General features: G+C 53.0%; 17 protein-coding genes. 14 read left to right on the forward strand and 3 right to left on the reverse strand.

All coding sequences use genetic code 11. The features are described from left to right. Positions 1-105: 105 nt before the first annotated feature. Entirely contained in the window at positions 106-4,824 is a 4,719-nt protein-coding gene (locus Q31b_RS01655; protein ID WP_197170755.1) for a hypothetical protein, read from the reverse strand. A gap of 260 nt (positions 4,825-5,084) precedes the next feature. On the opposite strand from Q31b_RS01655, the gene tssK reads away from it, so the two are divergent. The 14 genes from tssK to tssH all read left to right on the forward strand — a co-directional run bounded on the left by tssK (position 5,085) and on the right by tssH (position 23,064). Further along, positions 5,085-6,536 (forward strand): type VI secretion system baseplate subunit TssK, encoded by a 1,452-nt coding sequence (gene tssK, locus Q31b_RS01660; RefSeq protein WP_146597929.1) that lies wholly within the window; start codon positions 5,085-5,087, stop codon positions 6,534-6,536. Between the two features lie 53 nt (positions 6,537-6,589). Next, entirely contained in the window at positions 6,590-7,228 is a 639-nt protein-coding gene (locus tag Q31b_RS01665; protein WP_146597930.1) for a DotU family type IV/VI secretion system protein, read from the forward strand. 9 nt (positions 7,229-7,237) lie between these two features. Continuing rightward, positions 7,238-9,097, forward strand: coding sequence for a type VI secretion protein IcmF/TssM N-terminal domain-containing protein (locus Q31b_RS27780; RefSeq protein ID WP_197170756.1), 1,860 nt, complete (start codon positions 7,238-7,240; stop codon positions 9,095-9,097). Positions 9,098-9,100: 3 nt separating this feature from the next. Next, positions 9,101-9,532 carry a hypothetical protein gene (locus Q31b_RS01675; RefSeq protein ID WP_146597932.1) on the forward strand — a complete coding sequence of 144 codons (432 nt, stop codon included), beginning with the start codon at positions 9,101-9,103 and terminating at the stop codon, positions 9,530-9,532. Then, entirely contained in the window at positions 9,529-10,257 is a 729-nt protein-coding gene (locus tag Q31b_RS01680) for a sigma-70 family RNA polymerase sigma factor (protein WP_197170757.1), read from the forward strand. Before Q31b_RS01675 ends, Q31b_RS01680 begins: the two co-directional genes overlap by 4 nt. A gap of 182 nt (positions 10,258-10,439) precedes the next feature. Beyond that, the gene (gene tssA, locus Q31b_RS01685) at positions 10,440-11,612 is read left to right on the forward strand and encodes a type VI secretion system protein TssA (protein ID WP_146597934.1); all 1,173 of its coding nucleotides are present in this window, start codon (positions 10,440-10,442) and stop codon (positions 11,610-11,612) included. Between the two features lie 126 nt (positions 11,613-11,738). Beyond that, positions 11,739-12,251, forward strand: coding sequence for a type VI secretion system contractile sheath small subunit (gene tssB / locus Q31b_RS01690; protein WP_146597935.1), 513 nt, complete (start codon positions 11,739-11,741; stop codon positions 12,249-12,251). 62 nt (positions 12,252-12,313) lie between these two features. Beyond that, positions 12,314-13,813 carry a type VI secretion system contractile sheath large subunit gene (gene tssC / locus Q31b_RS01695; RefSeq protein WP_146597936.1) on the forward strand — a complete coding sequence of 500 codons (1,500 nt, stop codon included), beginning with the start codon at positions 12,314-12,316 and terminating at the stop codon, positions 13,811-13,813. Positions 13,814-14,220: 407 nt separating this feature from the next. Then, entirely contained in the window at positions 14,221-15,843 is a 1,623-nt protein-coding gene (gene tssC / locus Q31b_RS01700; protein WP_197170758.1) for a type VI secretion system contractile sheath large subunit, read from the forward strand. Between the two features lie 69 nt (positions 15,844-15,912). Further along, positions 15,913-16,734 (forward strand): type VI secretion system accessory protein TagJ, encoded by an 822-nt coding sequence (locus Q31b_RS01705; RefSeq protein WP_197170759.1) that lies wholly within the window; start codon positions 15,913-15,915, stop codon positions 16,732-16,734. Positions 16,735-16,737: 3 nt separating this feature from the next. Next, a complete protein-coding gene (tssE, locus tag Q31b_RS01710) occupies positions 16,738-17,232 on the forward strand; it encodes a type VI secretion system baseplate subunit TssE (RefSeq protein ID WP_146597939.1) in 495 nt (164 codons plus the stop codon). After that, positions 17,229-19,079, forward strand: coding sequence for a type VI secretion system baseplate subunit TssF (tssF, locus tag Q31b_RS01715; protein ID WP_146597940.1), 1,851 nt, complete (start codon positions 17,229-17,231; stop codon positions 19,077-19,079). Before tssE ends, tssF begins: the two co-directional genes overlap by 4 nt. Further along, complete coding sequence (gene tssG, locus Q31b_RS01720) at positions 19,043-20,251, forward strand: type VI secretion system baseplate subunit TssG (RefSeq protein ID WP_146597941.1); 1,209 nt, start codon at positions 19,043-19,045, stop codon at positions 20,249-20,251. The genes tssF and tssG overlap by 37 nt, the downstream gene beginning before the upstream one ends. Before the next feature lie 14 nt (positions 20,252-20,265). After that, positions 20,266-23,064: a type VI secretion system ATPase TssH gene (gene tssH / locus Q31b_RS01725; RefSeq protein ID WP_146597942.1), complete on the forward strand. Its 2,799-nt coding sequence runs from the start codon at positions 20,266-20,268 to the stop codon at positions 23,062-23,064. Positions 23,065-23,068: 4 nt separating this feature from the next. Here the strand turns inward: tssH and metX are convergent, their stop codons facing one another. Both metX and Q31b_RS01735 read right to left on the reverse strand, forming a co-directional pair. After that, on the reverse strand, positions 23,069-24,844 hold the full coding sequence (metX, locus tag Q31b_RS01730; protein WP_146597943.1) for a homoserine O-acetyltransferase MetX: 1,776 nt from the start codon (positions 24,842-24,844) through the stop codon (positions 23,069-23,071). A gap of 44 nt (positions 24,845-24,888) precedes the next feature. Further along, positions 24,889-26,190 (reverse strand): O-acetylhomoserine aminocarboxypropyltransferase/cysteine synthase family protein, encoded by a 1,302-nt coding sequence (locus tag Q31b_RS01735; protein WP_146597944.1) that lies wholly within the window; start codon positions 26,188-26,190, stop codon positions 24,889-24,891. Positions 26,191-26,305: the final 115 nt, after the last annotated feature.

The raw sequence follows: 26,305 nt of genomic DNA on the forward strand, positions 1-26,305 counted from the left end.
TGATGTGTCGGCCTCCGGCCTGAGGTTGTGCGTAGGGTTTCTTAGCCCGCAGGGCGGCACATGAACGGCCGGGGCCGTCAGGCCTCGGAATGCCGTTTTTCGTACCTAAGGCGATAGGGAGTTCGTTGGTGGGCCGCCGGCTTCGTCCGTTTTGAGTCCAGGCCAACTCATTGTTTTGCTTTGGTTATTGACCGTCCCTTTGAAGCTTAACGTGTAATCGCCAGCGGGTAGATTCGAGAATTCGAAACGAGGGTTCGAACTGCCAACTTCAATCTTGCCATTGGACGGGCGCATGTTCGGCGGCGTCGGTGATAAAGTCAGCGTTCCACGCATTGTATGACCGCTATCGATCATGCCGCGTATGCTTCCCTTCTTAGGTGGTTCGATTGGGTTTGGCTTTTCCGGCATCGATGGATTGCCACTCAATTTCGGTTCTGCCTTGGTCGGTTTCGGCTTTTCGATCACATCGATCCAATCGCTCTTTGGCTCACTTGCCAAACCGGCTTCGTCCCAAACCTGAACCGCGATGCGAAGTCGTCCCACTTCATCCAACTCGAACGTCCGAACGCTCCGCGGAATTTGTGGAATACCGTCCAATCTTGGAAAGACATAGGGTTTGTCGGTCGAATCAGGCTTGCCGTCACCGTCTTTATCAAAATCAACGACGATTTTGCGTATTCCGGAACGGGTGTTATTTCGTTCGGGATCGGCACAAACGATCGTCCATTCCACCGTGTTACCTTTCCCAGCATAGTAAGGACCGAGCGTCCGCGTTCGCAGAGTTCCGACGACGGGTGACGTTGAATCGAGCTTGATCTGCAACGCAGCATTCTTGACTTGATCACCGACTTTTAACGTCGCCTGCAAATCGAGTTGGTCGTCGGCTCGCGATGCTTCGCTCCAAACCGACGTCAAGTCGCGGACGGTGGTCGTCAATACCATCTTCCCGTCATCTTGTAACCTATTGGCAACCGTTTCGATCAAGCGATCGGTCCAATAACGCCACGCATTGCGGTCGCCATCCGACAAGCGGATTTCGGGCGGCGATTCATCCGCATAGAGTAGTGGCGATAAGTCGGCACTTAACCGGGTCGTCAGCGTTTTTCCACGTCCACGAAATACAACCGTTTGATCGGGATGATGGATCGTAAACAACTCGAGTATTTCATCGTCGTCGCTGTTCTTCGGCACTCGATCTCCGTAATCAATTGAAACTTCGGAAAAATCGATCGTATCCCAGCGAGTCGTTTCTCTGGCAACAGCACCTTGCCGATGCGATACCAAACGCCGCATCGCTCGAGGCCAATCATCGACATCCAATCTCAAGACCGTTTCACTGCGGCTTTCCGACACGGGGACTTCGATCTGTCCTCCGCTGGGCATCAAGTGCTTTAGCTCCAAGCTTTGACTTTCGAGCGGGCGGGTCAGACCGGACTCAAATCGATCCCATTGATCGTCTTCGGTCCAAGTCAATCGGACGGGACGCGTTTCGATTTCAGGAATCATATCGTCAAGATGGTCGCCGTCGATTTCTCTCTTCAATTTCGCAGCAACCTGGATCTCCCCTCGATCATATCTCACCTGCTGAGGATCGATATCGACGTAGCTGGATGGCGACCACGGGTTGGGGATCATCCACACGATTTGGTCGCCGCCCGGCAGCGTCTTTCCGCTCTCGTCGATGAGTCGTATCACGACAGCCATTCCGTGCGAAACATTGATTCCGTGGGCTGGTTCTTCACTTTCCGCAACCGCTGCAACGCTCGTTGCGGCAGCATCGGCTGCATCGGCAGGGGCGGCATTTTTCCATGACAGAGGCGTTCGTACTTTTCCAGGAGCTAAGTCCAGTTCAACGGGGCCTTTTAGTTTTTGACGCCCCTCGAGGATCCAATCGAAAACACGTCCGTCGCTATTGAGCAATTGTCCGCGCAATTGGTCCATTCGATTTGCAACCAACTCAGGATAATAGGCTTCAATGCCTTGACTTCGAAATGGATTTTCCAGTTTTAGCATCCAAACACGAGCACGAGCCGAGCGGCCCGAGTCATTGACCAGCGCGGGTTCAAACGTGGTTTTGCGTGACGAGAACGTTCGTAACCAAACGCCGTCGGGCAAACTGTCTTCCCCACTGATAAATTCTCGACTCATGCCAGGCGAGCGAACGGCCAACAGCACACGATCTTTTTTGGGAAGATCGATGCGAACATCGAGCATTGGGATTTGATCCGATGGGTCTGGAGATAAGCCAAGCCCAATCGGTTTGATCGAAATCCGCAGCGGTACACTCGACGTGTCTTGATCGGCATGACGAAGAGCCTTGAGGTTCAACCGCACTTTGGATTTTTCTCGCCGTGGGACGGTCAACTCAATCGTCTGTTCGTCTCGAAGCGTTAAACCATCTTCCCAGCGTGCTTCCATCGCCGAAATATCATCAAGGAAACCACTTCCCGAATCAACATCCATTGAAATTTCGTACTTGGCCTCGCGGTTCGAATCGGGATTGATCTCGACCCACAAATGGCTCTCCAGCGCATCAAGTTGCAGTCGATTTCCAGCTGGACGCAGCGAAGGATCAAGAATACGGGCGGAAGCTTGCCGTCTTCGAGGGATCGCTAGCACTTCATGCAAAATCGGTTTTGCCAAATCCTCGCTACTGACATCACGCGGATCGATCCGCAAGGTCGCGGCGAATTGTTCGGCGAAATGAGCACTCGCATCTTGTAACTTGCTAACCAGCGATACCGGGTCCGTCTGATTAGCGAGCAGCATCGTTTCGATGAGCTGACTATCCGTTTTTTGAATCCGGGCAATTTGTTGTGCTGCATCCGAATTGGCTCGCAGATCCGAAAGAGATACCTTGGCTGCAGGAATATTGAGTAATTCAGCATCCACGGTCTCCATCTCCGCACGACGAATCGCTTCGGTAAGCTCACGCCGCTGCGTCCCGCTCGGCAGCGGACTGCGAAGCCAAGCGTAACCTTTCCTGAGCACATTCCAAACATTTTCTTTGTCGGCCCGGCCAAATTCATCGATCACCTCGGCGACATTGGTTCGAACGACCGTATCCAATCGACGTACCACCGAATGGATTCGATCCGTCTTTTCCCGCATCGACACGACACTGACTTGAAAACCTTGTTGCTTCGCAAGCAACTCCTCGGCCTCGTCGAGAACACGTTCTAACTCGGGTTCGTCTGCCAATAGCACTGATTGACCTAAGATCGCTTGCTGTTGGTAGTCGAGTCGATACCAAAGCCGCAGTCTACCAATCGCGATGGCGTGCTGAAGGGAATCCGCTATCCGCACTTGCTCATCAACCGCCTCTTCGTCTCGTTGTGCAACGGCTTGTCGCCATAACTTAAACAGCCTTTCAACCAATTCATTCGAGACGTCGCCGAGTTGCAATGGTGGATAGTCGGAATCAAAGGCAGCTTCCAATGCCGCAAGGTTGCGTGTGGCCTGCGATGCGATGTCTCGGCGAGATTGTAAAGCGTTGTCGTCAAGACTTTCGATCTCGGCGTGCAATACCTCTTGAACCAATTTTCGATACAGATGCGGTGCGACTGCAATCGGGTGTAGCTTCTGTGCGACCTGAGCCTGTTCAAACCGATCGCGAACATCCCAAAACCGATCGGGCGGTTTGGGGCCATCCACGTTCTTTCCAGGGTTTGGAGTTTGCGGCGAGTTGGCATCGAGCGGTTGCGATTCGTCCGAATTGACTTCCGTGTTGCTGTCCGTGTTGCTGTCCGTGTTGCTGTCCGTGTTGCTGATGGTACCCGACTCGGCTTGATAGCGTACGGTTGAAACGGCGAGATCGTCTGCATCGTCTGCATCGTCAGGTTCGTCGGTTGCTTCGTCGGAGGGCTCGTCGGAAGCTTCGTCCGGGATCGCTTGAGCGATCCAAACTTGTGAGGCAATTTCAACATCATCCACGCGGCCCTTTTCACCGCGAAGCAACATGATTTGTGGCGGACTCGTGTTGCTACGCTGAGCCAACCGTTGGTAGCGGGCTGACAAGTATCGACAAACCTCGTCGAGTCTCACTTCGTAATCTTGATTGAAATCGGCATCACCTCGAATCGCATGAAGCAACGATTGGGTAGACAGAGGCAGTTGTGTTCGGGGGTCCCAGCCTGCGTTTTGCAACGGGCCTCGAGTCGCTAAAACCCAAACACGACTGGAATGTTTCCCACGTAACCCTTCTACCGTCTCTTGCAAAGACTCGAAGATGCGGTCACCAAACTGGTTCAAACGGGGCACCGACGCGAGCGGCTCGATATCGAGTACCACCAACCGCGACGACTCGGAAGCATCCGGACCTTCGTTTGCCAAAATGGTCAGCAATTCGGATAGTGGGAGCAAACCGGTTGCACCGGAGCGGTCGCGATCTGCGGCGCCCAAGTCGCTGCAGGCGATCGAGATTTCGCCATTTGGATCCGAAAGCAGGTAGCCACGCACGATCACCATCACCGTGTCGTCCAAATCGGCGAGTGGTTTCTTAATCTTCGTCGTATCGTTTAAGACGTCGCGAATCGAACTCACCTTGCCCTCGATCTCTTCCGCATTAAAATCGGCCAAGATACGATTTGCGGCGGTCGCGCCAAACATCGGTGGCATAATGACATCGCTGTCGTAAGAGCGAGCATGCAATAGGAACGTATGTAGGGTCCGATCAGGCCGACCACGAAAAATAATATACAGAAAGACACCCGCAAGGATGGTTGCCAACATTGTAAAAATGAACCGAGGCAGCCAGCGGTTCTTTTGTTTCGAACTTTTTTGTCGCCAAGATTTTCGTTGACTGTAGGAAGATAAATCGCTCATGGTCGGGCAAGCTCTTAGGCTCTGCCCGAAAAGGGGTCTGACCCTCTCCGAGCAAACGATAAAACAAGGGAACAGGCTCGCTCTCTAAAGGGTCAGACCCCTTTTCGGAGAGAGCCCAGGAAAACGAGGTCTCTGATGAGCCCGTTCGTTTGGGCCTGTTCATTTTACCTAGTGGGAAGGGAGTGTGAAACCTGCTATGATGGGGGTTCGTTCGGATAAACCTTTTCTTCCCTTTCCGATTTGAGTTGGACGAATACTCTATGCAAAACGAGCAGGTCGCTTGGCTCGAAGGCATGTTCCTTCGGCCACATCACATGCAAACGGCTCAGCGGAGCAATGCTGAATTCGTAGCCAATCAAGTCGCACTTGACCATGGCTACAGTTATGGACTGCGACGGATCAGTTATAGCAAAGAGGCGATCGCCAACGGCCAATTTGAGCTAAGTGAATGCCAAGCACGGTTGCGAGATGGCACGGTCGTTTGGCTGCGCACCGGTCAGGAACCCGATCGAGTCGAGTTGGGCGGTTCATCGGTTCCCAGCAAGGATTTATCGGAGGCGTTTAAGGACGACGAAACGATCGACGTCTATTTGGCCGTTCCTAAACTGCGACTCGGACGCGCCAACACGCTACCTGAACGTGGGGGTGAGCACCGCTATGTATCGAGCGCAACGACGGTTCCCGATGAAAACGGTGGCGGGAACGAACAAGAGATTGAGCAGCGAGCGTTGAATGTCCAAATCCTACTCGGAAAAGATAATCTTGCCGGTTTTGAAACGATGCCGATCGCTCGTATCAAACGCAGCGGAGCGACCGAGGCAGCACCTGAGATTGATGAAGATTACATTCCTCCGGTGCTAGCATGTGAAGCGTGGCCGGAGTTAGGACGTGATTACGTTCGAGCTTGCTACGACATCATCGGGCAAAAAATTGACGTCTTGAGTGCTCAAGTGACCAGTCGTGGGATCATGCAAGGAGCGCTTGAAGCGGGCGATATCAACCGTTTGATGATGTTAATGTCGCTTAACGAAGGTTTCGCATCGCTACGCTCCTTGGCGTTTGCCAGCGGTGTTCATCCGTTGATCGCCTACACCGAATTGTGCCGCATCGTTGGTTCGCTCTCCATTTTTCGTAGCGATCGCAGGCCCGGTGAAATCCCGCTCTACGATCATGATGATCTGGCCCGCATTTTTCGCTGGGTACGCGAAGAGATTCGTGCATTGATCACCGAAGTGCAAGAGTATAAGTACGAGCGTCGCGACTTTATCGGGGCCGGGCGGGGGTTGGAGGTATCGCTCAGCCCGAAATGGCTGTCTCGAAATTGGGAATGGTTTATCGGGATCCAGCACACCCAGATCAACGCCCAGCAAATTCGCGAGCTTCTGCTACCCGGTCGATTGGATTGGAAACTCGGTAGCAGTGAAAAGGTTGATTGGATGTACAAGTATCGTGTCCCGGGTTTGGCGATCGAAGAGACGCCCGCGCCACGTGCCTTGCCGCAAGGGGACAATTGGATCTTTTATGCGGTCAAGCGAAGTGGTCCAATTTGGGACCAATTGCAATCGCAAGATGCACCGACCTTGGCGGCCCGTTTTACCGAAAGTCTGATTGAGAATCTCGATTCGCTTCAAGGCCAAAAGGATCTGCACATCAACGCAGGCGATATTCGCGGCATGATCCGGCTCAGTTTGTTTGCTGTTCCTATTGGCTGATTCATTGATCGTCCGTCCTTCACCTTTTTTCCGATTCCTTTTCCGTTACCGCCATGTCACCCGAGTTTGCTGCTGCTGTCGATCCGATTATCACCTACGTCTTGTCCGTCATGGACGAGGTCGAGGCGGGGCGAACGCCATCACCCGAGGACGTCAGTACGCGTGTTCGTGGTTTGCTCGACCAGTCCGAAAACAAGCTCGGTCAGCGGAGCGATTGGGAGTTGGCAAAGTATGCGTTGATAGGCTGGGTCGATGACCTCTTGATCGAAGCACCGTGGGATGGCCGAGTGTGGTGGGAACAAAATCGTTTGGAGTTTCAATTGTTTCGCTCGGCGGACGCATTTACCGCATTTTATCTGCAAGCCAAAAAGGCGACGGAGTTTCCTAAAAAGGATGCTCTTGAAGTCTTTTACGTTTGTGTCGTCCTCGGATTTCGAGGGCTCTACGGAGATCCTGATGCGACGGCTCATGCCGAGGATTTTGGGCTTCCCAAGACGCTGCAAGAATGGGCTCGCCGGGCATCGATGGCGATTCAGCTCGGCCAGGGACGACCACCGATTCTAGAACAGGGTCGGCCTGGACTTGGAGCGCCACCGCTTGAAGGTAAATACCTTCTTATCGGCAGTGGTGTGTTTTGTTTGCTTCTCATTGCGGTTGCGTTAGCGACCGCCCATAAAGTTTTTTGGAGTTAGGTTAAGTCGATGCAAGCGATCCGAAATTTTGTCGATGCGATTACTTATCCCTTCCGGGTGCTCGCGCGGATTCCCAGTAATGTCATCAGTTCGCCACGAAGGATGCTCGGGCTTTCGCTGCAGATGCGCACGGCGATTCTGCTCTTCATCGGACTGTTGATCGTCGCCACCGTGTGGGTGATCATGCGAGCAATGCTGGATGATCGAATTCAACTAAGCCAATTTTTGTGGCGAGAATTTCCGGTCATCGTTGTCTTGGTCTTAGTCATTCCCATCGTGGTTTGGTATGCCTTGAAACTATGGCTCGAAGGCGAACCCTCACCCTATCCCGAAATTGATCGTGTTTGGGATGCCGCGTTGGCGTCCATGGCCCAACAATCGATCGATCCGTCAGAGACACCATTGTTTATCGTCATGGGCCCATCGAGCGTGACAGCCGCCAATGCGTTTATGGCTTCATCCTGTCTGCAATTTCCCGTCACCGTTCCAGTCGGACCTGCTCCGCTGCATGTCTTTGCGAACCAGCAAGGCATTTATGTTGTGTGCACCGAAAGTTGTTGTCTAGCAGGGCTGTTGGGCAAGGGCTTATCGGCAATCGGTGGACAAACCCCAGCGGCTTCGCCGGCTGCGGCCGCTTATGATCCAACGCGAACCATGCAGGTCAGCACGGACGGTCATGGCGGCGGATTCACGTTACCGCCACCTCCGGCAGGCCCCGCTTCGGGCGCAGTCCCTTCACGGTCATCGCGAGAAACGATGGGAGCGTTTCCTGCCAGCGACTTGGGGCCGTCTTCCGCTGGCTCAGGTGCCTCCCCTAGTAACGCACCCAATCAATCCTTTGGTGAGACACTGACGGGATTGCCAGGCAGTACACCTCCGATGCCACAGGCCTCCGGTTCACTGGCCTCCGGTTCACTGGCCTCCGGTTCACAGGCTTCCGGTTCCCAGGCTTCCGGTTCACTGGCAGCAGGCATGCCGGCGGCGGGTATGCAGGGGACAATGATGGTCGGCGCGGGCGGATTTGGTGCGCCGATCGTCCATCAGCCTAGCAGTAGTGCAACCCCCCGCCTCGACCCTGGCCAATCCGAACAAGCGACGGCAAAGCTAGCATATATCTGTCGCTGTATACGCCGCGTTCGCGATCCTTTGGCACCGATCAACGGAGCGTTGATCGCGACCCCGTTCAAACTTTTGGCTGACGGTTCGCAAGAGGCGGTCAACCAACTGCAAACGGCCTTGAACTCCGATTTGGCAACTCTGCGTGGGGCGACCCGAATGCGATGCAGTGTCACGCATATCGTCGAAGGAATGGAAGAGGAGGCGGGTTTCCGAGAATTGATTCGCCGGGTTGGCACCGACCGTGTTGCGACGCAACGTTTCGGGAAAGGGTTCGGGCTTTGGAATCCTCCCAACAGCGACCAACTCGATGCTCTCGTCCGTCATGCCTGCGGTGCGTTCGAAGATTGGTCCTATTTGCTATTTCGTGAAGACGAGAGTTTGAGTAAGCGTGGCAATCGCCATCTGTATGGATTGCTATGCCGAATTCGAACCAAGTTTCTGCCTCGGTTGACCCACGTCATCCAATCGGCCTACAGCATCGATCACAATGGGGCAACGATTGCAAAACGCGAACCGCTGCTGTTTAGCGGTTGCTACTTTGTCGCCAATGGTGATTCCCCTGATCGGCAAGCGTTTCTGGCAAGCGTGTTTCGCAAGAGCCAAGCCGAGGAAGAAGAGTTGGAATGGGGCAGCGAGGCGGTACGTGAGGAACAGCAAATGCAGACGGGCGTACAAATTCTGCTCGTCATCAACGGTGTCCTCGCCGCAACGATTGCTGCGATGCTCATTTATTATAAAACCCAAAGCTAGCTCATGCACGAACCGAACGAATCCGGCTATTCCTATACCTACGAGGTTTGTCCAGAAAATCGCGACCAGAAGGATTCCGAGGCGAATCGGGAATCCGCAGCACAAGCCAAGGCCTTGTTGAACGAGGTCCTCGGTGAAACGTTGTCTCGGCAGCGGGAAAGTCCCGTCGACCTAATGGAAACACTGAAAGCATGGCGACGCTCACAACAGGACGCTCGTTTCGACAATATTCGATGTGAAGAAATGATTGGCGAAGTGCTCCGACATTGGCTTGGCGCACTAAGCGAAAAGCTTCCTAGCAGTTTGCAACATGACGTTGGGGACGTTTTATGGAATGACCCTACCAGCCAAATGCGATTGAACCGTTTGTGGGCATCTCTTGCGGATGAACCGCATTCAAATGACCCAACCTCTTCAATAGGTACCGTATCGTGACGGGCGAACCAATATCCTCCGAAAAAGCTTCAAGCGACACGGACACGAAAAGGCACGCTGCCGAATTGATTGCTGACGGTCAGGGGTTGGTTCGATCACTCGCATTGAACGTGCATCGAAGTTTGCCCGTCCCGACCGACTTGGATGACTTGATTGCCTATGGCCAATTAGGTCTGGTCGAAGCCGCACAGGCGTATGACCCTGACGCGGGTGCTCGTTTTACAACGTTTGCTTTCTACCGTATTCGCGGTGCGATTTATGACGGCGTTGCCAAGATGACTTGGACAAGTCGAGCAAGGTTTCGACGGTTGCGATTCCAAGCCATGGCCGATGCGGTACTGGAAAACGAGCACGAGGATCCAAACTCCTCCTCGTCAGCGGCGCAAGATGCCAATTGGCTTAGTCGGGTGACCGAACAGTTGGCGGTTGTCTTTTTGGTGACCAGTGAAGAGGATTCGGTCGGCAATTCCTTAACCAATGCGGTCGATCCCTACGATTCGCCTGGCAAGACTGTCGCGAGCCGAGAGATGCAGCAATCCTTGAGAAAGCTCGTCGATCAATTGCCAAGCGACGCCCGCCGCTTGGTCAGCAGCATCTATTTCGAAGGCTTCACGCTAACACAAGCTGCCGAGCGAGCGGGAATCAGTAAGAGTTGGGCCAGCCGATTGCACGCAAAGAGTCTCAACCAACTGGCCAAGAGCTTACGAAAAATGGGAGCTGACTAGAGGACCGGAAGATACCGGAAAATCAGGTCGTAGCGGAAGTCGTCAAGACTTTCGTTTTTTAGCAACGACAAAACGCTTGATGCTTCTCCGCTACCTTCACCATTCAATCGACGTCCCGCGGCATAGGGAACAAACGAGCGCAAACTCCATCGACCTTTCACATTTAATGCGAGAATGACATCATGGCTTCAGAACCAACACTTGACCTTCAGCGGATGATGGCACCGATTTCGGATGACCATCCGTCGGGCAGCTATTTGCGAGATACCGATTATGCTCGGCTTCAACGAGCGAAGGATGCTCGGACGCGAGCGGTTGCACTGGAAAAAAAAGTGCGAGAGTTGGAAATGTACACGGAAGAGGACCTGCAAATGATCCCCGAGGAGGATCGTCATATCGAGTCACCCGATTGGCGTGCCGTTCGCGACATTTGCACTGAAATATTGGCAGAGCACTCCAAGGATTTGTGGGTTGCATCATGGTTGATCGAAGCCAATACTCGCTTGTCTGGATTCGCAGGGCTTCGCGACGGGTTTAGTCTTGTCTCGCAAATCGTTGACCAATACTGGGATGCAATCTATCCGCCCCGCGACGAAGACGAGGGCTATCTAGGAACCGTTTCCCAATTGTCGAGTTTGAACGGCGAAGACGGTCCAGGCGTCTTGCTGGTTCCGATCGAGGCGTTACCCGTCATTCCGGGTGAACCCGATTTCACATTCGCAGCGTATCGATTGGCGACAAAGGGTTCGAGCACGGATATTGGTGAAGCTGATTTTTTTGCAGCCGCTCGGCAAGTCGATCCTGACCGCTTGCGAAACCACGCCGAAGACATTGACCAAGCGATCGAAACCTTTGCCCAAATGACTCGTATACTCGAGGAAAAATGTGGTGAACATGAAGGTTTACCAGTCGCTCCACCGAGTTCACAGATCCGTAGTGTGCTTACCGAATGCCAGCGTGCGTTTCGCCTTATCACTCGCGATTGTCTATCGGATGGCGATAGTCATGGTGACAACGGGGATGGCGACGATGGGCAATATTTAAGTGAGGCCGGGCCTGACGCAACCAATAACGTTTCGGCAACCGTCGCGCAGGGTGGTGGCGTCAACCTCGATCCCTCGCGTGCCCAAGTCGCTAATCGTGAAGATGCGTTTCGTTTGCTGCTTCGCGCGAGCGAGTTCTTTCGAAAAACCGAACCTCATTCGCCGGTCAGCTACATGCTACAACAAGCGGTCCGATTCGGCAGAATGGAATTGCCCGATCTGTTACAAGAGCTGATCACGGATGAAGAAGTTTTAAAGCGTTTTGCAGAAAGAACGGGAGTAGAAATCAAACAAGAACGCGATGAATACTAGGTGTTTTTTACTTAATTCAGTGCACCACCCGGTTTAGTAGTTGCACCGCCCCACCCCCGAGTTTAAAACAGTGAGTGGTGATGACACAACAATCCTATTGCTACCTTCCACCTAGAGGTATTTCACATGGCTGAAAGCCAACAAAAAAAATTGTCCCGCGTCCGTAAGCCTCGTGTCCACATCACCTACGATGTGGAAACCGAAGGTGCTGAGGTCGTCAAAGAATTGCCATTCGTCGTCGGGGTGATGGGAGATTTTTCCGGCGATCCAACGGAGAAGCTCAAGCCCTTGAAGGATCGCAAGTTTATCCAAATTGATCGCGATAACTTCAATGATGTGCTCACACGCATGACGCCTGGATTGAACATGCGTGTCGAAAATACACTTGCCAATGACGGCAGTGAAATGTCGGTCAATTTAGAGTTCAACAAGATTGAAGACTTTGAACCCGCCAACATTGTCGATCAAGTGGAACCATTAAAGAAACTGATGGAAACACGTGACAAGCTGCGTGACTTGGCAACCAAGATCGATCGTAGTGACGATCTCGAAAACGTGCTTGAACAAGTGCTTAGTAACACCGATCAATTGAAACAGCTATCTGGTGAATTAGGTGTAAATGATTCGGACAACGGTTAGTAGACCGTCCATCGTAACCTCTCGTAAAACGTTCAAACCCACTCAATCCACGGAGTCTCATTATGGCTGAAAAAGCCAAGGCCGATGCCGTCGCTGGCACCCAAACCACCGAAAGTGTCGGCGAGAGTTTGCTTGAAAGTGCAATCTCGGCAACCAAACAAACCGAACGGTCACGCGCTGAAGAACTTCTCAAAACGTTGACCGAAGAGGCCCTCAAGGGCACCGTTACGTTTGATAAAGATGTGATGCGTTCGCTCAATGCCGCCATCGCGGGCATCGATGCAAAGCTGAGCAAGCAATTGGCAGCGATCATGCACCAGCCCAAGTTCCAAAAACTTGAAGGGACATGGCGAGGGTTGCATCATTTGGTGATGAATAGCGAAACAAGTGAAACACTCAAGATCCGTGTTTTGAATTGTCCGAAGAAGCAATTGTTCAAAGACATGGATCGCGCCGTCGAGTTTGATCAAAGTCAATTGTTCAAGAAGCTCTACGAGGATGAGTTCGGCACACCGGGTGGTGCACCGTTCGGAGCCTTGATTGGCGATTACGAATTCACCAACCATCCCGAAGACGTCGACTTACTCGCCAAGGTCAGTGGGGTTGCCGCGGCTTCGTTTTGTCCATTCATTTCCGCTGCCGATCCGAATTTGTTCGGCTTCGATGAGTGGACCGAATTGACCAAACCGCGTGATTTGGCACGGATCTTTGATACGGCTGAATACACAAAGTGGAAATCGTTCCGTGAAAGTGAAGACAGTCGTTTTTGTGTGCTGACGATGCCGCGAACCTTAGCTCGTTTGCCGTATGGTGCCAACACCAAAACAATCGACGAGTTCGCTTATGAAGAGGTGCCGGTAGGTCCCAACGGCGAATCGATTCATGTCGAGCATGACGAGTTCTGCTGGATGAACGCTGCGTATGTCATGGGCACCAAGTTGACCGACGCCTTTGCTCAAACCGGCTTTTGCACAGCGATTCGTGGTGTGGAAAATGGTGGCAAGGTCGAAGATTTGCCATCCTATATTTTTAAAGCAGACGATGGCGATATGGACTTGAAGTGTCCTACTGAGATCGCCATTACCGATCGTCGAGAAAAAGAGCTCAGCGATCTCGGTTTCTTGCCGTTATGCCACTTTAAAAACACTGACTACTCGGTCTTCTTTGGTGCTCAAACCGTCCAGAAGCCGAAGTTATACGATCGCCCGGAAGCGACAGCCAACGCTGCGATCAGTGCTCGCTTGCCCTACATCATGGCGACGAGTCGTTTCTCACATTTCTTGAAAGTCATCGCTCGCGACAAGATTGGTTCGTTCATGGAAGCGACCGATTGCGAAGCTTGGTTGGATCGTTGGATTCACAACTATGTCACCAGCGATACAAATCCGCCCGCCGACATTCGTGCTCGTTACCCACTAGCCGAAGCAAGGATTCAAGTGCGAGAAATTCCTGGCCAACCCGGATCCTACAACGCCATCGCTTGGATGCGACCGTGGCTCCAGATGGAAGAGTTGACGACCAGCATGAGAATGGTGGCAAAGATTCCGAAGATGGGCGGTTAGTCAATCGTCTAGTAGCGGCGTCTCGCCGAGACGCCAAACACACGAGTCTAGTAGCGGCGTCTCACCGAGACGCCAAACACACGAGTCTAGTAGCGGCGTCTCACCGAGACGCCAAACGTCACGAGTCTAGTAGCGGCGCCTCTCCGAGACGCCAAACACACGAGTCTAGTAGCGGCGTCTCTCCGAGACGCCAAACACACGAATCTAGTAGCGGCGTCTCACCGAGACGCCAAACACACGAATCTAGTAGCGGCGCCTCTCCGAGACGCCAAACACACGAATCTAGTAGCGGCGTCTCGCCGAGACGCCAAACGTCACGAGTCTAGTAGCGGCGTCTCTCCGAGACGCCAAACGTTACCAATAGTGGAGAGACTCGCCTACTTATTCCACTCAAAAGGTGTCCCGTTTTGGCCCAAGCCGATCCCAGTTTGCAACGATCCGAGACGGCGCAGGCCGAGGCGCCCGAGGCATCGTACCAAGCCGAATCGGCGTCGGCATCGTTGCTTGATTGGGTGTTGGCCGAAAAGGCGGACCAAGCGCATCCTGCGGTCAAAGGGAGTTCGGCATCTTCGCCGCGAACCAAATCGGCAAAAGCATCGTCACTTGATGCTTTTTTGGCAGCCCAAAAAGTGGGCGACGCACTCAAGTATTGGCTGGGATCCGATTGGCAAGAAGACAACCGTTATGACACCGCCGACGCGGTATCCACGCGGCTTTCTGCTGATATTGCCGCGATCGATGCCCTGCTTTGTGAACAGGTCAATGCGATTCTTCACCATCAGAAATTTCAAAAGCTGGAAGCTTCTTGGCGTGGCTTAGCATTCTTGGTTCGGCGTGCCGACATCGAGAGCGATCCGATGATCAAGGTTCGTATGCTGTCGGTCAAATGGTCGGAATTGGAAAAAGATTTTGATCGAGCCGTCGAATTTGATCAAAGTCAAACCTTTAAAAAAATCTATGAGGAAGAGTTTGGTATTGCGGGTGGTGAACCGTTCGGGTTGCTGATTGGAGACTACCACGTTCAACATCGATTGTCGGCATCCCATCGGCATGACGACATCGCCGTTCTCCATGGGTTAGCAGGTGTTGCAGCGAGTGCGTTTTGTCCTTTCCTTTGTGCTGCCACTCCTGATCTTCTCGACCTAGAAGATTTTTCAGACCTTCAAGTGACCCGTGATCACGCCAAACGAATGGCGATGCCCGATTACCTGAAATGGAACGCCCTTCGCCAATCTGAGGATTCTCGTTTTCTGGGCGTTTTGTTACCTCGGATATTGATGCGTGGTCCTTACGAGGATGATGGTTCGCGTGTGGATCGTTTCATCTTTGCCGAAGACGTTCAGAATCCCGACGGCAGCGGTTATCTGTGGGGGCATCCGGGCTATGCCTATGCAGCCGTCGCGATGCGTTCATTTGCAACCAGCGGCTGGTTGGCCGACATTCGAGGGCTTCGTCAAGACGAAGAGGGTGGCGGGTTGGTGAGTGAATTGCCATCCTTGAGCTTCCCGACCGATTCGATTGGCGTGATCCCCAGACCGGTGACCGAAATCGCGGTCACCGATGCCCTTGAACGGGAACTCAGCGAGATCGGTTTGCTGCCGCTTTGTGATTGCAAAGACACACCGATGGCAGTGTTCGCCAGTGGTCAATCGCTGCAAAAGGCAAAGGTTTACGACGACGACAATGCCACAGCGAATGCGAAAATCAGCGCCATGTTGCCATACATCCTGACCGTTTCTCGCTTTGCCCACTACATCAAAATAATCGCACGGAACAAGCTAGGGACCTACGCAACGGCCGAGGATTTAGAGCGGGTGCTTCACGATTGGGTGATGGATTACGTAACCCCTGATCGCGAAGCATCGACGGATGTGAAAAGCCGAAAACCGCTGCGGGAAGCCAATATTTCGGTGAAGCCCGATCCTGGTCGTCCCGGTTCGTTTCGCTGCATCATGCGTTTCGCCCCTCATTACGAACTTGATGATATGGTCGGAAGCGTCCGGCTTAGCACGATCATTGGCGGCAGTTAAGATCCTACCCGCAAAGGGATGCTCCTTTGCGGATGGGCGGTAAAAAACACTTCAAACGAAAGAGATTCAATGTCCGAAACTCCCCAAACACTGTTCCAAGCCGGAAAGCTAGACGAAGCGCTCGCGCAGTCACTTGCCTTGGTGAAGAAGAATCCGGCCAACAGCGGTTTGCGATTCCAGCTGGCTGAAATCTCGTGCATTGCCGGTGATTTGGAACGCGCCGAACGGCAGATGGAAACGGTTAGCAACCAAGATCCCAATGCGGCACTCGGTGCGGCACTGTTTCGACAACTCGTCCGAGCGGAAATGGCTCGCCGCGAATGCTTTTTCGAAGGTCGTGTTCCCGAGTTCATTGGTGAACCGAACCCGGTCATCAAACGACACCTGCTCGCACTCGCCGCAATCCGCGAAGGCGACTTAGGCGAAGCGGCGGCATTGATTCAAGATCAAACCGACGTCGATACCACGGTTGCAAGAGCCGCTACGACATGGGATGTGAATGGAGAAGCGGTCGGGGAGTTGCGTGATCTCGACGATTTGCTCGCTCCGATCTTAGAAGTTCACACTTCGACGGGAAAGTACTTTTGGATCGCCTGGGATCAAATTCTATCGATGGAGGTCCATCCGCCCAAGCGCTCGGCAGATTTGCTTTGGCGGCAAGCATCCTTGTCGATCGAATCGGGGCCGGATGGTGAAGTCTATCTACCGGCGATCTATCTTGATCCAAGTCAGCCCGTTGCTGAAGACGAAAGTTTACGTCTCGGGCGCAGTACCGATTGGGTGGAAACACACGAGTCCATCGTGCGTGGGCGAGGACAAAAAATGCTGCTCGCGGGCAATCAAGATTTGACTTTCATGCAACTCGAATCGATCGAGCGTCAGGAGTCCTAATCGATGTCGCGAATCCCCACCGATTCAAGATTGATCCCCAGCATTCTCGATCGCTTGATCGACTTGGAACCCGATCGAAAGACCGAGATGCCAGCCAACCGCACGCAGGTGCTTCAGCAGATGAAGGCAAGTGTCGGCCGGGATCTGCAAAGCCTGCTGAACACTCGATGTCGTGCAACGGGATGGCCCAAAGGTCTTGAACAATTATCCAAATCGCTGATGGCCTATGGTATTCCCGATTGTGTTGGAATCAATACTGGGTCGCGTGAACAACAAGAAGTACTAAGACGAATGATTCAACGAGCCATTGAGGCGTTCGAACCAAGATTGATGAACATTCAAGTCCAACTAGCCGATTCAAATAACTCTGCGGATCGAACGCTGCGATTTCGAATCGATGCAATGCTGAGAGTCGACCCGACACCTGAACCGGTGGCCTACGATAGCCGCTTGGATGCGACGATGGGGGATTTTTTGGTCAAGGGAGTCCGACGATGACCGACCGCTTGCTACCCTATTACAACCAGGAACTTGAGTTCCTGCGGCGGTTTGGTTCTCAGTTTGCCGCCGAGCATCCAAAGATTGCGGGCCGATTGCGATTCGGTGACGATCTTTCCGAAGACCCGCACGTGTCTCGTATCATCGAATCGTTCGCATTGTTGGCAGCACGAACGAGACTCAAAATCGATGATGATTTTCCTGAAATCACGCATGCACTTTTGAGCGTGCTCTATCCGCATTACCTGGCACCGATCCCCTCGACCGCGATCGCCGAGTTCTCGCTCGATCGTCGGCAAGCCGACTTGGTTGCCGGATATCGAATTGAGGCGGATGAACGAGTCGAGAGTGAATCAACCAAAGACGGTGTCTGCCAATTCCGCACCGCTTATCCAGTCGAGTTGTTTCCATTAAAAGTTGAATCGGCTTCCTATCGCGGCCAACCGTTTTCATGCCCACCATCCGACAGTCTGGCCAAAAGCGAATCGTGTCTGCATCTGCACCTGAAGAGTTTTCGCTCGAGTGTGCCTGTGGAGACAATGGATATTCATCAGCTACGTTTTTTCATTCGTGGTTTGTCGCGATCGGCGATGGACTTGTACGAACTGATTCACGGCTGCGCTGTCGAGGTATTGCTCGCTCGCTCGCCCGAGGACCAAAATCCTATTCGCCTAGGCAGCAAGTCGATCAAGCCGGTAGGGTTTGCTCAGGATCAGGGCTTGATCCCGACGCAGCCGCGGACGTTCAATGGCTATCGGCTTTTAACGGAATACTTCGCGGCTCCCGAGAAGTTCATGTTTTTTGACGTTGATGGCATCGACCCGAAGCAATTGAGTGGCTTCGGCGAACACCTGCACGTGTATGTTCTGATGAAACGTCACCTAGGAGACATCGAGCCGTTTGTTGCGGCGGATTCGATCCGCTTGGGATGCACCCCCCTTGTCAACCTATTCGAACATCGATGTGAACCGATACGGTTAACACACGGTGTCCCGGAGTATCGGATTGTACCTGACGCGCGGCAACCGCGTGCGTTTGAAGTTCATACGATCACTCGGGTGACATCGATTGACAGCGATAAAAAAGAAGTCGTCTTTCATCCGTTTTATTCGATTCGTCATGCAGCCGAACGAGACAAGCGTCGAGGCTTTTATCATCAGCACCGGCGGCCTGCGGAATTGAGCGGCGGGGAGACGGACCGGGCGACGGATATGTATTTGTCAATCGTCGACCTCGATTTTCAGCCGTCAATTTCGGCCGGGACCGTGCTCGACGTGCAAACGCTTTGCACCAGTCGAAACCTGCCCGAGCGATTGGAATTCGGCGGTGGACGACCTCGTTTACAACTCGTTCGCGGTGGCCCGATCGAAGCCCCACGCTGTGTCACCCAACCTCGCTCGACCGTCCGTCCGCCACTTGGCAAAGCGACCTATTGGCGTTTGATCAGCCATTTGTCCCTCGGGCATGTTTCGCTGTTCGACAAACGAGAGGGCGCATCGGCGATGCGAGAAATTCTTAGTCTTTATGACTTTATCCAAGGCAGCGATATTCGCCAACGAATCGATTCGCTTCGCTCGTTGACTTGCGAGCATGGTGTCGCGCGCTGTGACCGCGGGGGTGGTGGCGTGGGCGGAGCGACTTTTTGCCGTGGTCTCGATTTGGATGTTTTGATCGATGAAGACCGATTGAGCAGCGGTGGTGCCTACCTGTTTGGTGCCGTGCTTGAACAATTCCTTGCCCTCTATGCCTCCATTAACTCGTTCACACGAGTCAATCTGCGTAGTACCCTTCGTGAAGAATCGATTGCGAAATGGCCAGCCCGATCCGGAAGAAAAACGCTTCTGTAATCGACCGGCTTATCAAACAGCCGCATCGATTCAGTTTCTTTCAAGCAGTTCGTTTACTGCTAGCGTCCGATGGTGCGCGGTCACTTGGTGCGAAGGGAAACGAAATTGGGACCATCAAAAATGCCTCCGATGAAGCAATCCGCTTCCGCTCCCTGCCCGCTTTGAAATTCCCTTCGTCCGAAATCACCAATGTCAAGCCTTGTCGCGCTCTCGTGCTCGATCATGAGCAAGTCAAAGAGCGTGACACAACCAGCGAAGAAGCGAAGATCGAAGAGGAAGCGATTGATCAATTGCGAACGCCGAAGCCCGGTGCACCCATCGAGATGGAGATTGCATTTTGGGGATTGATCGGTCCCGTTGGTGCACTACCAAATCACTACACTCAAATTGTGATTGACCGAGTTCGACACAAAGACGTTGCTCTTCGAGATTTTTTGGATTTGTTCTCGCATCGTCAACTGTCGCTCTTTTACCGAGCTTGGGAAAAAACATTTGTATCGGTCGGTGTTGAACGAGGATTGCGCTCAGAAGATCCTCATGCTGATAAACTTCGCGAAGTCCTGTTATCGATTGTCGGACGCGGAACCGAGCACGTTCGTGACCAACTCGAAATCCTCGACGATGTCTCGATCTACTATGGCGGCCAATTCGCTGATTGCCCATGCGCAGAATCCCTCGAGCAAATCATCGCCGATTTCCTCGGTTTGCCGACACGGGTTCTATCGCTTTACGGTCAATGGTTGTTGTTACCGCCGAGTGAGCAATCCCGGCTTGGTACGTTGGGCGGACATAGCCAGCTCGGTATTGACACCGTACTGGGCGAAAAAACTTGGGATGCCTCATCGAAATTTCGCGTACGCATTGGCTTGGTTCGCTATCGTGAGTTTTTACGTTTAATGCCAACGGGCGACCAATTGGTACCCATCTGTCAGTTGATCCGCAGCTATGTGGGCTGCGAGTTTTCATTTGATTGCCAAGTTGTCTTGATGGCCAGCGAAATTCCACGTTGTCAACTTGGCGGTATCGATGAGTCGGCGGACAGCGATATCGGTGCCAATTTAGGCTGGAACACTTGGCTTTGCAGCCAAACGCCAACTCGCGACAGCGACGATGCCGTATTCCATCATGATGGATCACCAACCTCATTCTCAAACTCCTTTTCTCGAACTTGAAAGAAGACACAACGATGCCCCAAGTGAATTTGAAAGAACTCGTAGGAAAACTAAACGACACCTGCCGCACCGCACTCGAAGCGGCCGCGGGACTCTGTCTATCGAGAACCAACTACAACATCGAAATTGAACATTGGCTACTGAAATTACTGGAAAACGATCGTTCTGATTTGACGATTTGTGTGAAAGCATCGGGTGCGGACGTTGGGAAGATGACCACCGATCTGAACCGAGCGATCGACCGGTTTAAAACGGGCAATGGTCGGCCGCCGGCACTTTCACCCAACGTTGTCGACCTGATTCGGGATGCCTGGCTTTTTGGATCGATCGATCAAGGCGTCGGTAAGGTTCGTAGTGGTCATTTGTTGATATCGCTGTTGGCGTCGTCAACCCTTCGCGGCAGTGCTCACGATGCATCGAGTCAGTTCGAGAAGATCAATGCCGATGCGATTTCCCGTGATTTCGCCGCTTTGTTGGTCGATTCCGAAGAAGACCATGTACCGATTACATCCGGTGCTACCTCCTCTTCCGCCAGCGGGCAACCGGTTGGCAAACAGGGTCTAACGAAGACTCCAGCGCTCGATCAATTCACAATCGATCTGACCCAGCGAGCTGCTGCGGGAGAGATCGATCCCGTGTTAGGCCGTGACCACGAGATTCGTCAAATCATTGATGTCTTGACTCGGCGACGTCAAAACAATCCCATTTTGACCGGGGAAGCCGGTGTCGGTAAAACGGCAGTCGTCGAAGGATTTGCCCTTCGCATCGCAGCGGGTGATGTCCCTCCGTCGATCCGCAACGTTTCGGTTCGATCACTCGATTTGGGGCTGTTGCAAGCAGGAGCGGGGATGAAAGGCGAGTTTGAAAATCGGCTCAAAGGAGTGATCGACGAAGTAAAAGGATCTCCGACACCGATTATCTTGTTCATCGACGAGGCCCACACGATGATCGGAGCTGGTGGGCAAGCGGGTCAAGGCGACGCAGCCAACCTACTAAAACCTGCACTCGCTCGTGGCGAACTGCGCACGATCGCGGCTACGACTTGGGCGGAATACAAAAAGTACTTTGAAAAAGATGCTGCACTCGCCCGTCGATTCCAAGTTGTCAAAGTTGAGGAACCCGACGAAGGACCTGCGGTCGAGATGATGCGTGGTTTGGTCAGCACTCTCGAAGCTCACCACAACGTACGCATCTTGAACGAAGCCGTTGTCGATGCGGTCAAGTTGTCCAAACGCTACATCTCCGGTCGGCAATTACCGGATAAATCGGTCAGCCTACTCGATACGACCTGTGCGCGCGTCGGACTCAGCCAAACGGCAACGCCTGCCGCGATTGAAAACGCCAACCGCCGGATCGACCAATTCAAGGTTTCGATGGAAATCCTGAAGCGGGAACAGGATACCGGTGCCGATCATAGCGACGTGATCGCCGAAAGTGAGGCAGGATTGCTCGAAGCAGAAGCATCGCTGGAAACGCTGACGGCCCAGTGGGAACAAGAACGAGATCTCGTCAAACGAATCCGCAACCTCCGCCACCAAATCGCAGGGGAACCAATCGAAGAGGATCCGGAAACCGAAGACGGCGACAAACAGGAGGCGGAAGCGAGCGAGGGGTCCTCCGAGCAGCCGAGCGAACCAGCGACAACCGAAAAAGCCCCAACCGAAGAAGCGCCAACCGAAGAAGCGCCAACCGAAGAAGCGACGGAAGAACAGAAAGCCGAATGGAAAAAAGAGCTAGCGGAAGCCGAGCAGAACCTGCGTGAAATTCAAGGCGAGAATCCGCTTATGTTTCCTTGCGTCGATGCCTCCGCGATCGCTCAAACGGTCGCTGCATGGACCGGTATTCCCGTTGGCCGCATGGTCAGTAACGAGATTCAGACCGTTTTGAATCTACAAGCATTGATGGAAGAATCGATCGTCGGTCAATCGCATGCACTCGATCGTATTGCTCAGAGTATTCGAACCAGTCGTGCGCAACTTCGCGATCCACGCACTCCGATCGGCGTGTTCTTACTGGCCGGAACCAGCGGCGTAGGCAAGACAGAAACAGCGATCACGCTCGCGAACTTGCTTTATGGTGGCGAGCAAAATATGACCACCATCAACATGAGCGAGTTCAAAGAAGAACACAAAGTGGCACTGCTGATGGGTTCGCCTCCCGGCTACGTCGGCTATGGCGAAGGAGGCGTCCTGACCGAAGCGATTCGGCGAAAACCGTATTCGGTTGTCCTGCTTGATGAAATGGAAAAGGCACATCCCGGCGTTCAAGATGTGTTCTACCAAGTCTTTGACAAAGGAAATATGAAAGACGGCGAAGGCCGCGACATCGACTTCAAGAATACGGTTATCATCATGACCACCAACGCGGGCACCGATTTAATCAAGAGCATTTGTAGCGACCCCGACACGATCCCTGATCCAGACGGGTTTATCGAAGCGGTCTTCCCTGAACTATTGAAAACGTTCAAACCCGCATTCCTCGGGCGCTTAAGTATCATCCCGTACTATCCACTCAATGATGAAGTCATGACCAGCATCATTCGGCTGAAATTGGCCAAGGTCGCGCAACGAGTGCGTGAGAGTTACGGTGCGATCTTCACCTATAGTGAGGCGGTCGTCCAAGCGATACTGGCGCGTTGTACCGAAGTCGATACCGGAGCTAGAAATGTCGATCACATTTTGAATCGTACGTTGCTGCCGGAGTTATCGGCTCAGGTTTTAGCCAACCTAGCGGATGGAAAAACGATCTCCGAAATCGCCATCGACTCCAAAGACGAGCATTTCACCTACGAGGTCAAGACCGAAGCTGCCTAACCGTTTACTCCGCACGACTAAGCACCAAAATGGCGGTATCAGCGTTTAAGTTGGGATCGTCGGTTTCGGCGATCACACGCCGTGTTCCCGTTTCGACATAGATGCTTTGGTGAATCGTGATATGGCGAGTCTCACAAAAATCGAGCACATCGGCGATACTGGGGAACCGGCGGTTGGGGGTGTTGTACCAATCGAAATCGAACACGCCCGGTGCTCGCGGCGACCGTCCGCGAACGACGAAGTCTTCTCTTAGCTCCTTGTACGCGAAGTTGGCAAAGCTAACGATCGCTTGTTTGCCGACTCGTAACATTTCATTGAACAACGATTCAACGTTCTCGACCGCTTGCAACGTAGCACTTAGAACCACCACATCAAATTGTTTGTCGATAAAAGCTGACAATCCTTGATTCAAGTCATAATCGATGACATCCAAACCGTGAGCCGCGGCAGCCAAAATCTTTTCCTGAGCCACTTCTACCCCGACGAGCCGTTCGGAGCCTCGTTGGGCGAGGGCTCGCAGCAGTCGCCCACTGCCGCAACCGAGATCGAGTACCGATGCGGTGGTCGGAATCAAATCTAAAATCGATTCTTCCGCCGTATTGATCGTCGGCTCGACTCGATCGATCGGACCAAGCTTCGCTTGGATCAATGGTCCATATTGATCGATGTAAGTATCGATCAAGAACGAATCGTGGCCACCATCAGCGGTGATCTCGGCATAGGTGACCTTGCGGTCGAGTGCGGTCAATGCGTTGACAATGTCTCGCGATTGCTTCGGTGTGAACAACCAATCGCTACTGAAGCTAACGACGAGAAACTCGCACTCGGAAGCATCGAATGTTTCCATCAACGCAAGTCGATGCGCCCCGAGATCGAAAAGGTCCATCGCCATCGACAAGGTGATATAGCTATTTGCGTCAAAGCGGGTTGTGAACTTTTCGCCTTGATGTGCCAAGTAAGAGCCGACGCTAAATCGCTGTTCGAAACTGGATGCGATTTCACGCGGATCGTGGCGATCGGGGTCAAACTTCTGTTCCATCGCTTCGCTGGACAAGTAGGTTACATGTCCTAGCATCCGAGCGATCGCCAATCCGGTGTCTGGACGTTTTGGTTTGTCGTAATACTGGCCGTCATAGAAACAGGGATCGGTTTGAATCGCATTGCGGCCGATCACGTCGAATGCCAGCGATTGAGCCGTTAAGCGAGGGGAGGATGCAATCGCGATACAGCATTCGGCTGCCTCAGGATAGCGACTGACCCACGTCAATGCTTGATGCCCCCCGAGGGAACCACCCACGATCGCTCGCCATTTTTCGATCCCTAAATGACTCGACAACATTCGCTGTAGAGCAACCATGTCCCCAATTGTGATGCGAGGAAAATCGGCCCCATAAGGCCGAACATCACTGGGCCCATTGTCACTGGGTCGAACATCACTGGGACCGGTCGTTCCGCGGCACCCGCCGAGGACGTTGGGACAAACGACAAAAAAACGATCCGTATCGATATACTTGCCTGGACCGATAAGGCGGTCCCACCATCCTGGGGAATCGTCCGCAGTATGGCGAGCCGCATGCGAATCGCCTGAAATTGCATGACACACCAACACCGCATTGGAAGCTTCTTCGTTGAGCGTTCCCCAGGTTTCATAGGCACAGCGCACGCGCGGAATCTCGCCACCAAGTTCAAGCTGGAGAGGTTCGTCAAAGACAACGGACTGGGCATACCGAAGCGTGCCCGACGTCCGTAGATCATCAGTACTGGAAAAGGTATCGGACATTCGGTTATTCGGTTCTTCTTCGCTTTACGCTTTTATTCTTCGCTTCACGCTTGGGCCAACGCTTGCTTGAGATCGTCGAGAATGTCTTCGACATCTTCGAGACCAACCGAAACGCGAACGTACTCCGGTAATACACCCGCCTGTAGTTGCTCTTCGGCTGACAATTGTTGATGCGTCGTGCTGGCGGGATGAATGACCAATGTTTTAGCGTCTCCGATATTGGCCAGATGCGAGCAAAGCTTGCAAGCATTGATAAACTTCTTGCCCGCTTCGATGCCACCCTTGATCCCGAATCCCATGATGGCACCTTGGCCATTGGTAAGATACTTCGCGGCGTTCTTGTGATTTTTGTGAGATTTTAACCCTGGGTAGTTCACCCAGCTAACCTTCTCGTGGCTTTCAAGAAACTCCGCAACCTTCAACGCATTCTCACAGTGGCGTGGCATCCGCAGATGCAAGGTTTCGAGTCCTTGCAAGAACAGGAACGCGGCAAACGGACTCATCGCGGCACCCGTATCGCGAAGCCAATGAGTCCGTATATGAACGTTGTAAGCGATGTTACCCATGCCCCGCAGATGTTCTTCGAACACAGCCCCGTGATAAGAGGGCGACGGACCACAGAACTCAGGCCACTTCTCCGGTTGGTCAGCCCATTTGAAGTTGCCGCTGTCAACAATCGCGCCGCCGATATGAACACCATGTCCACCGATGAATTTGGTCGTGCTGTAAATCACAATATCGACACCATGATCGATCGGACGCAGCAACATCGGTGTCATCACGGTGTTGTCGCACAACACCGGAAGTGCACCGTGGGGAGCCGAGTGAGCTGCGTCGGTGATCGCTTTGAAATCAGGGACGTCATTCTTCGGGTTGCCAACGCTTTCGATGTAGACAAGCCGAGTGTTTTCGTCGACAAGACCATGAATTTGTTCAGGATGATCGGGGTCGAAAAAGCGAACTTCGACCCCTAGATTCTTAAACGTTTGTGTGAACAGTGTCCAAGTTCCGCCATACAGCGAGGTGCTGCTGACAATATTCTGGCCACTGTGAGCGATCGTTAGAATCGCCGCGGTAATGGCTGCCTGACCCGAAGCAAAACAAAGGCCCGTTACACCGCCGTCCAAAGCAGCCAGTCGCTTTTCAAGCACATCGACGGTCGGATTCATCAACCGGCTGTAGATATTGCCAAACTCGGTCAACCCAAAAAGAGCGGCCGCGTGATCGGTATCGTTGAACGTATAACTGGTCGTCGCATAAATCGGCACAGCGCGACTATTGGTCGTTGGATCGGGTACTTGGCCAGCATGAAGGGCGAGCGTGGCAGGACGATATTGCTCGGACATTGGCGTTCTTCTCGAATAATGTGGTGATTTAGGCGATAGGAGATGCGGTTTTTCCTGAAAAATTGAACCAGTAGCCGTGTCTCTCCGAGACACGCCGGTTTCGCGTCTCGGAGAG

Origin of the sequence: Novipirellula aureliae (genome assembly GCF_007860185.1) — a bacterium.
In the GTDB taxonomy this organism is placed as follows: domain Bacteria; phylum Planctomycetota; class Planctomycetia; order Pirellulales; family Pirellulaceae; genus Novipirellula_A; species Novipirellula_A aureliae.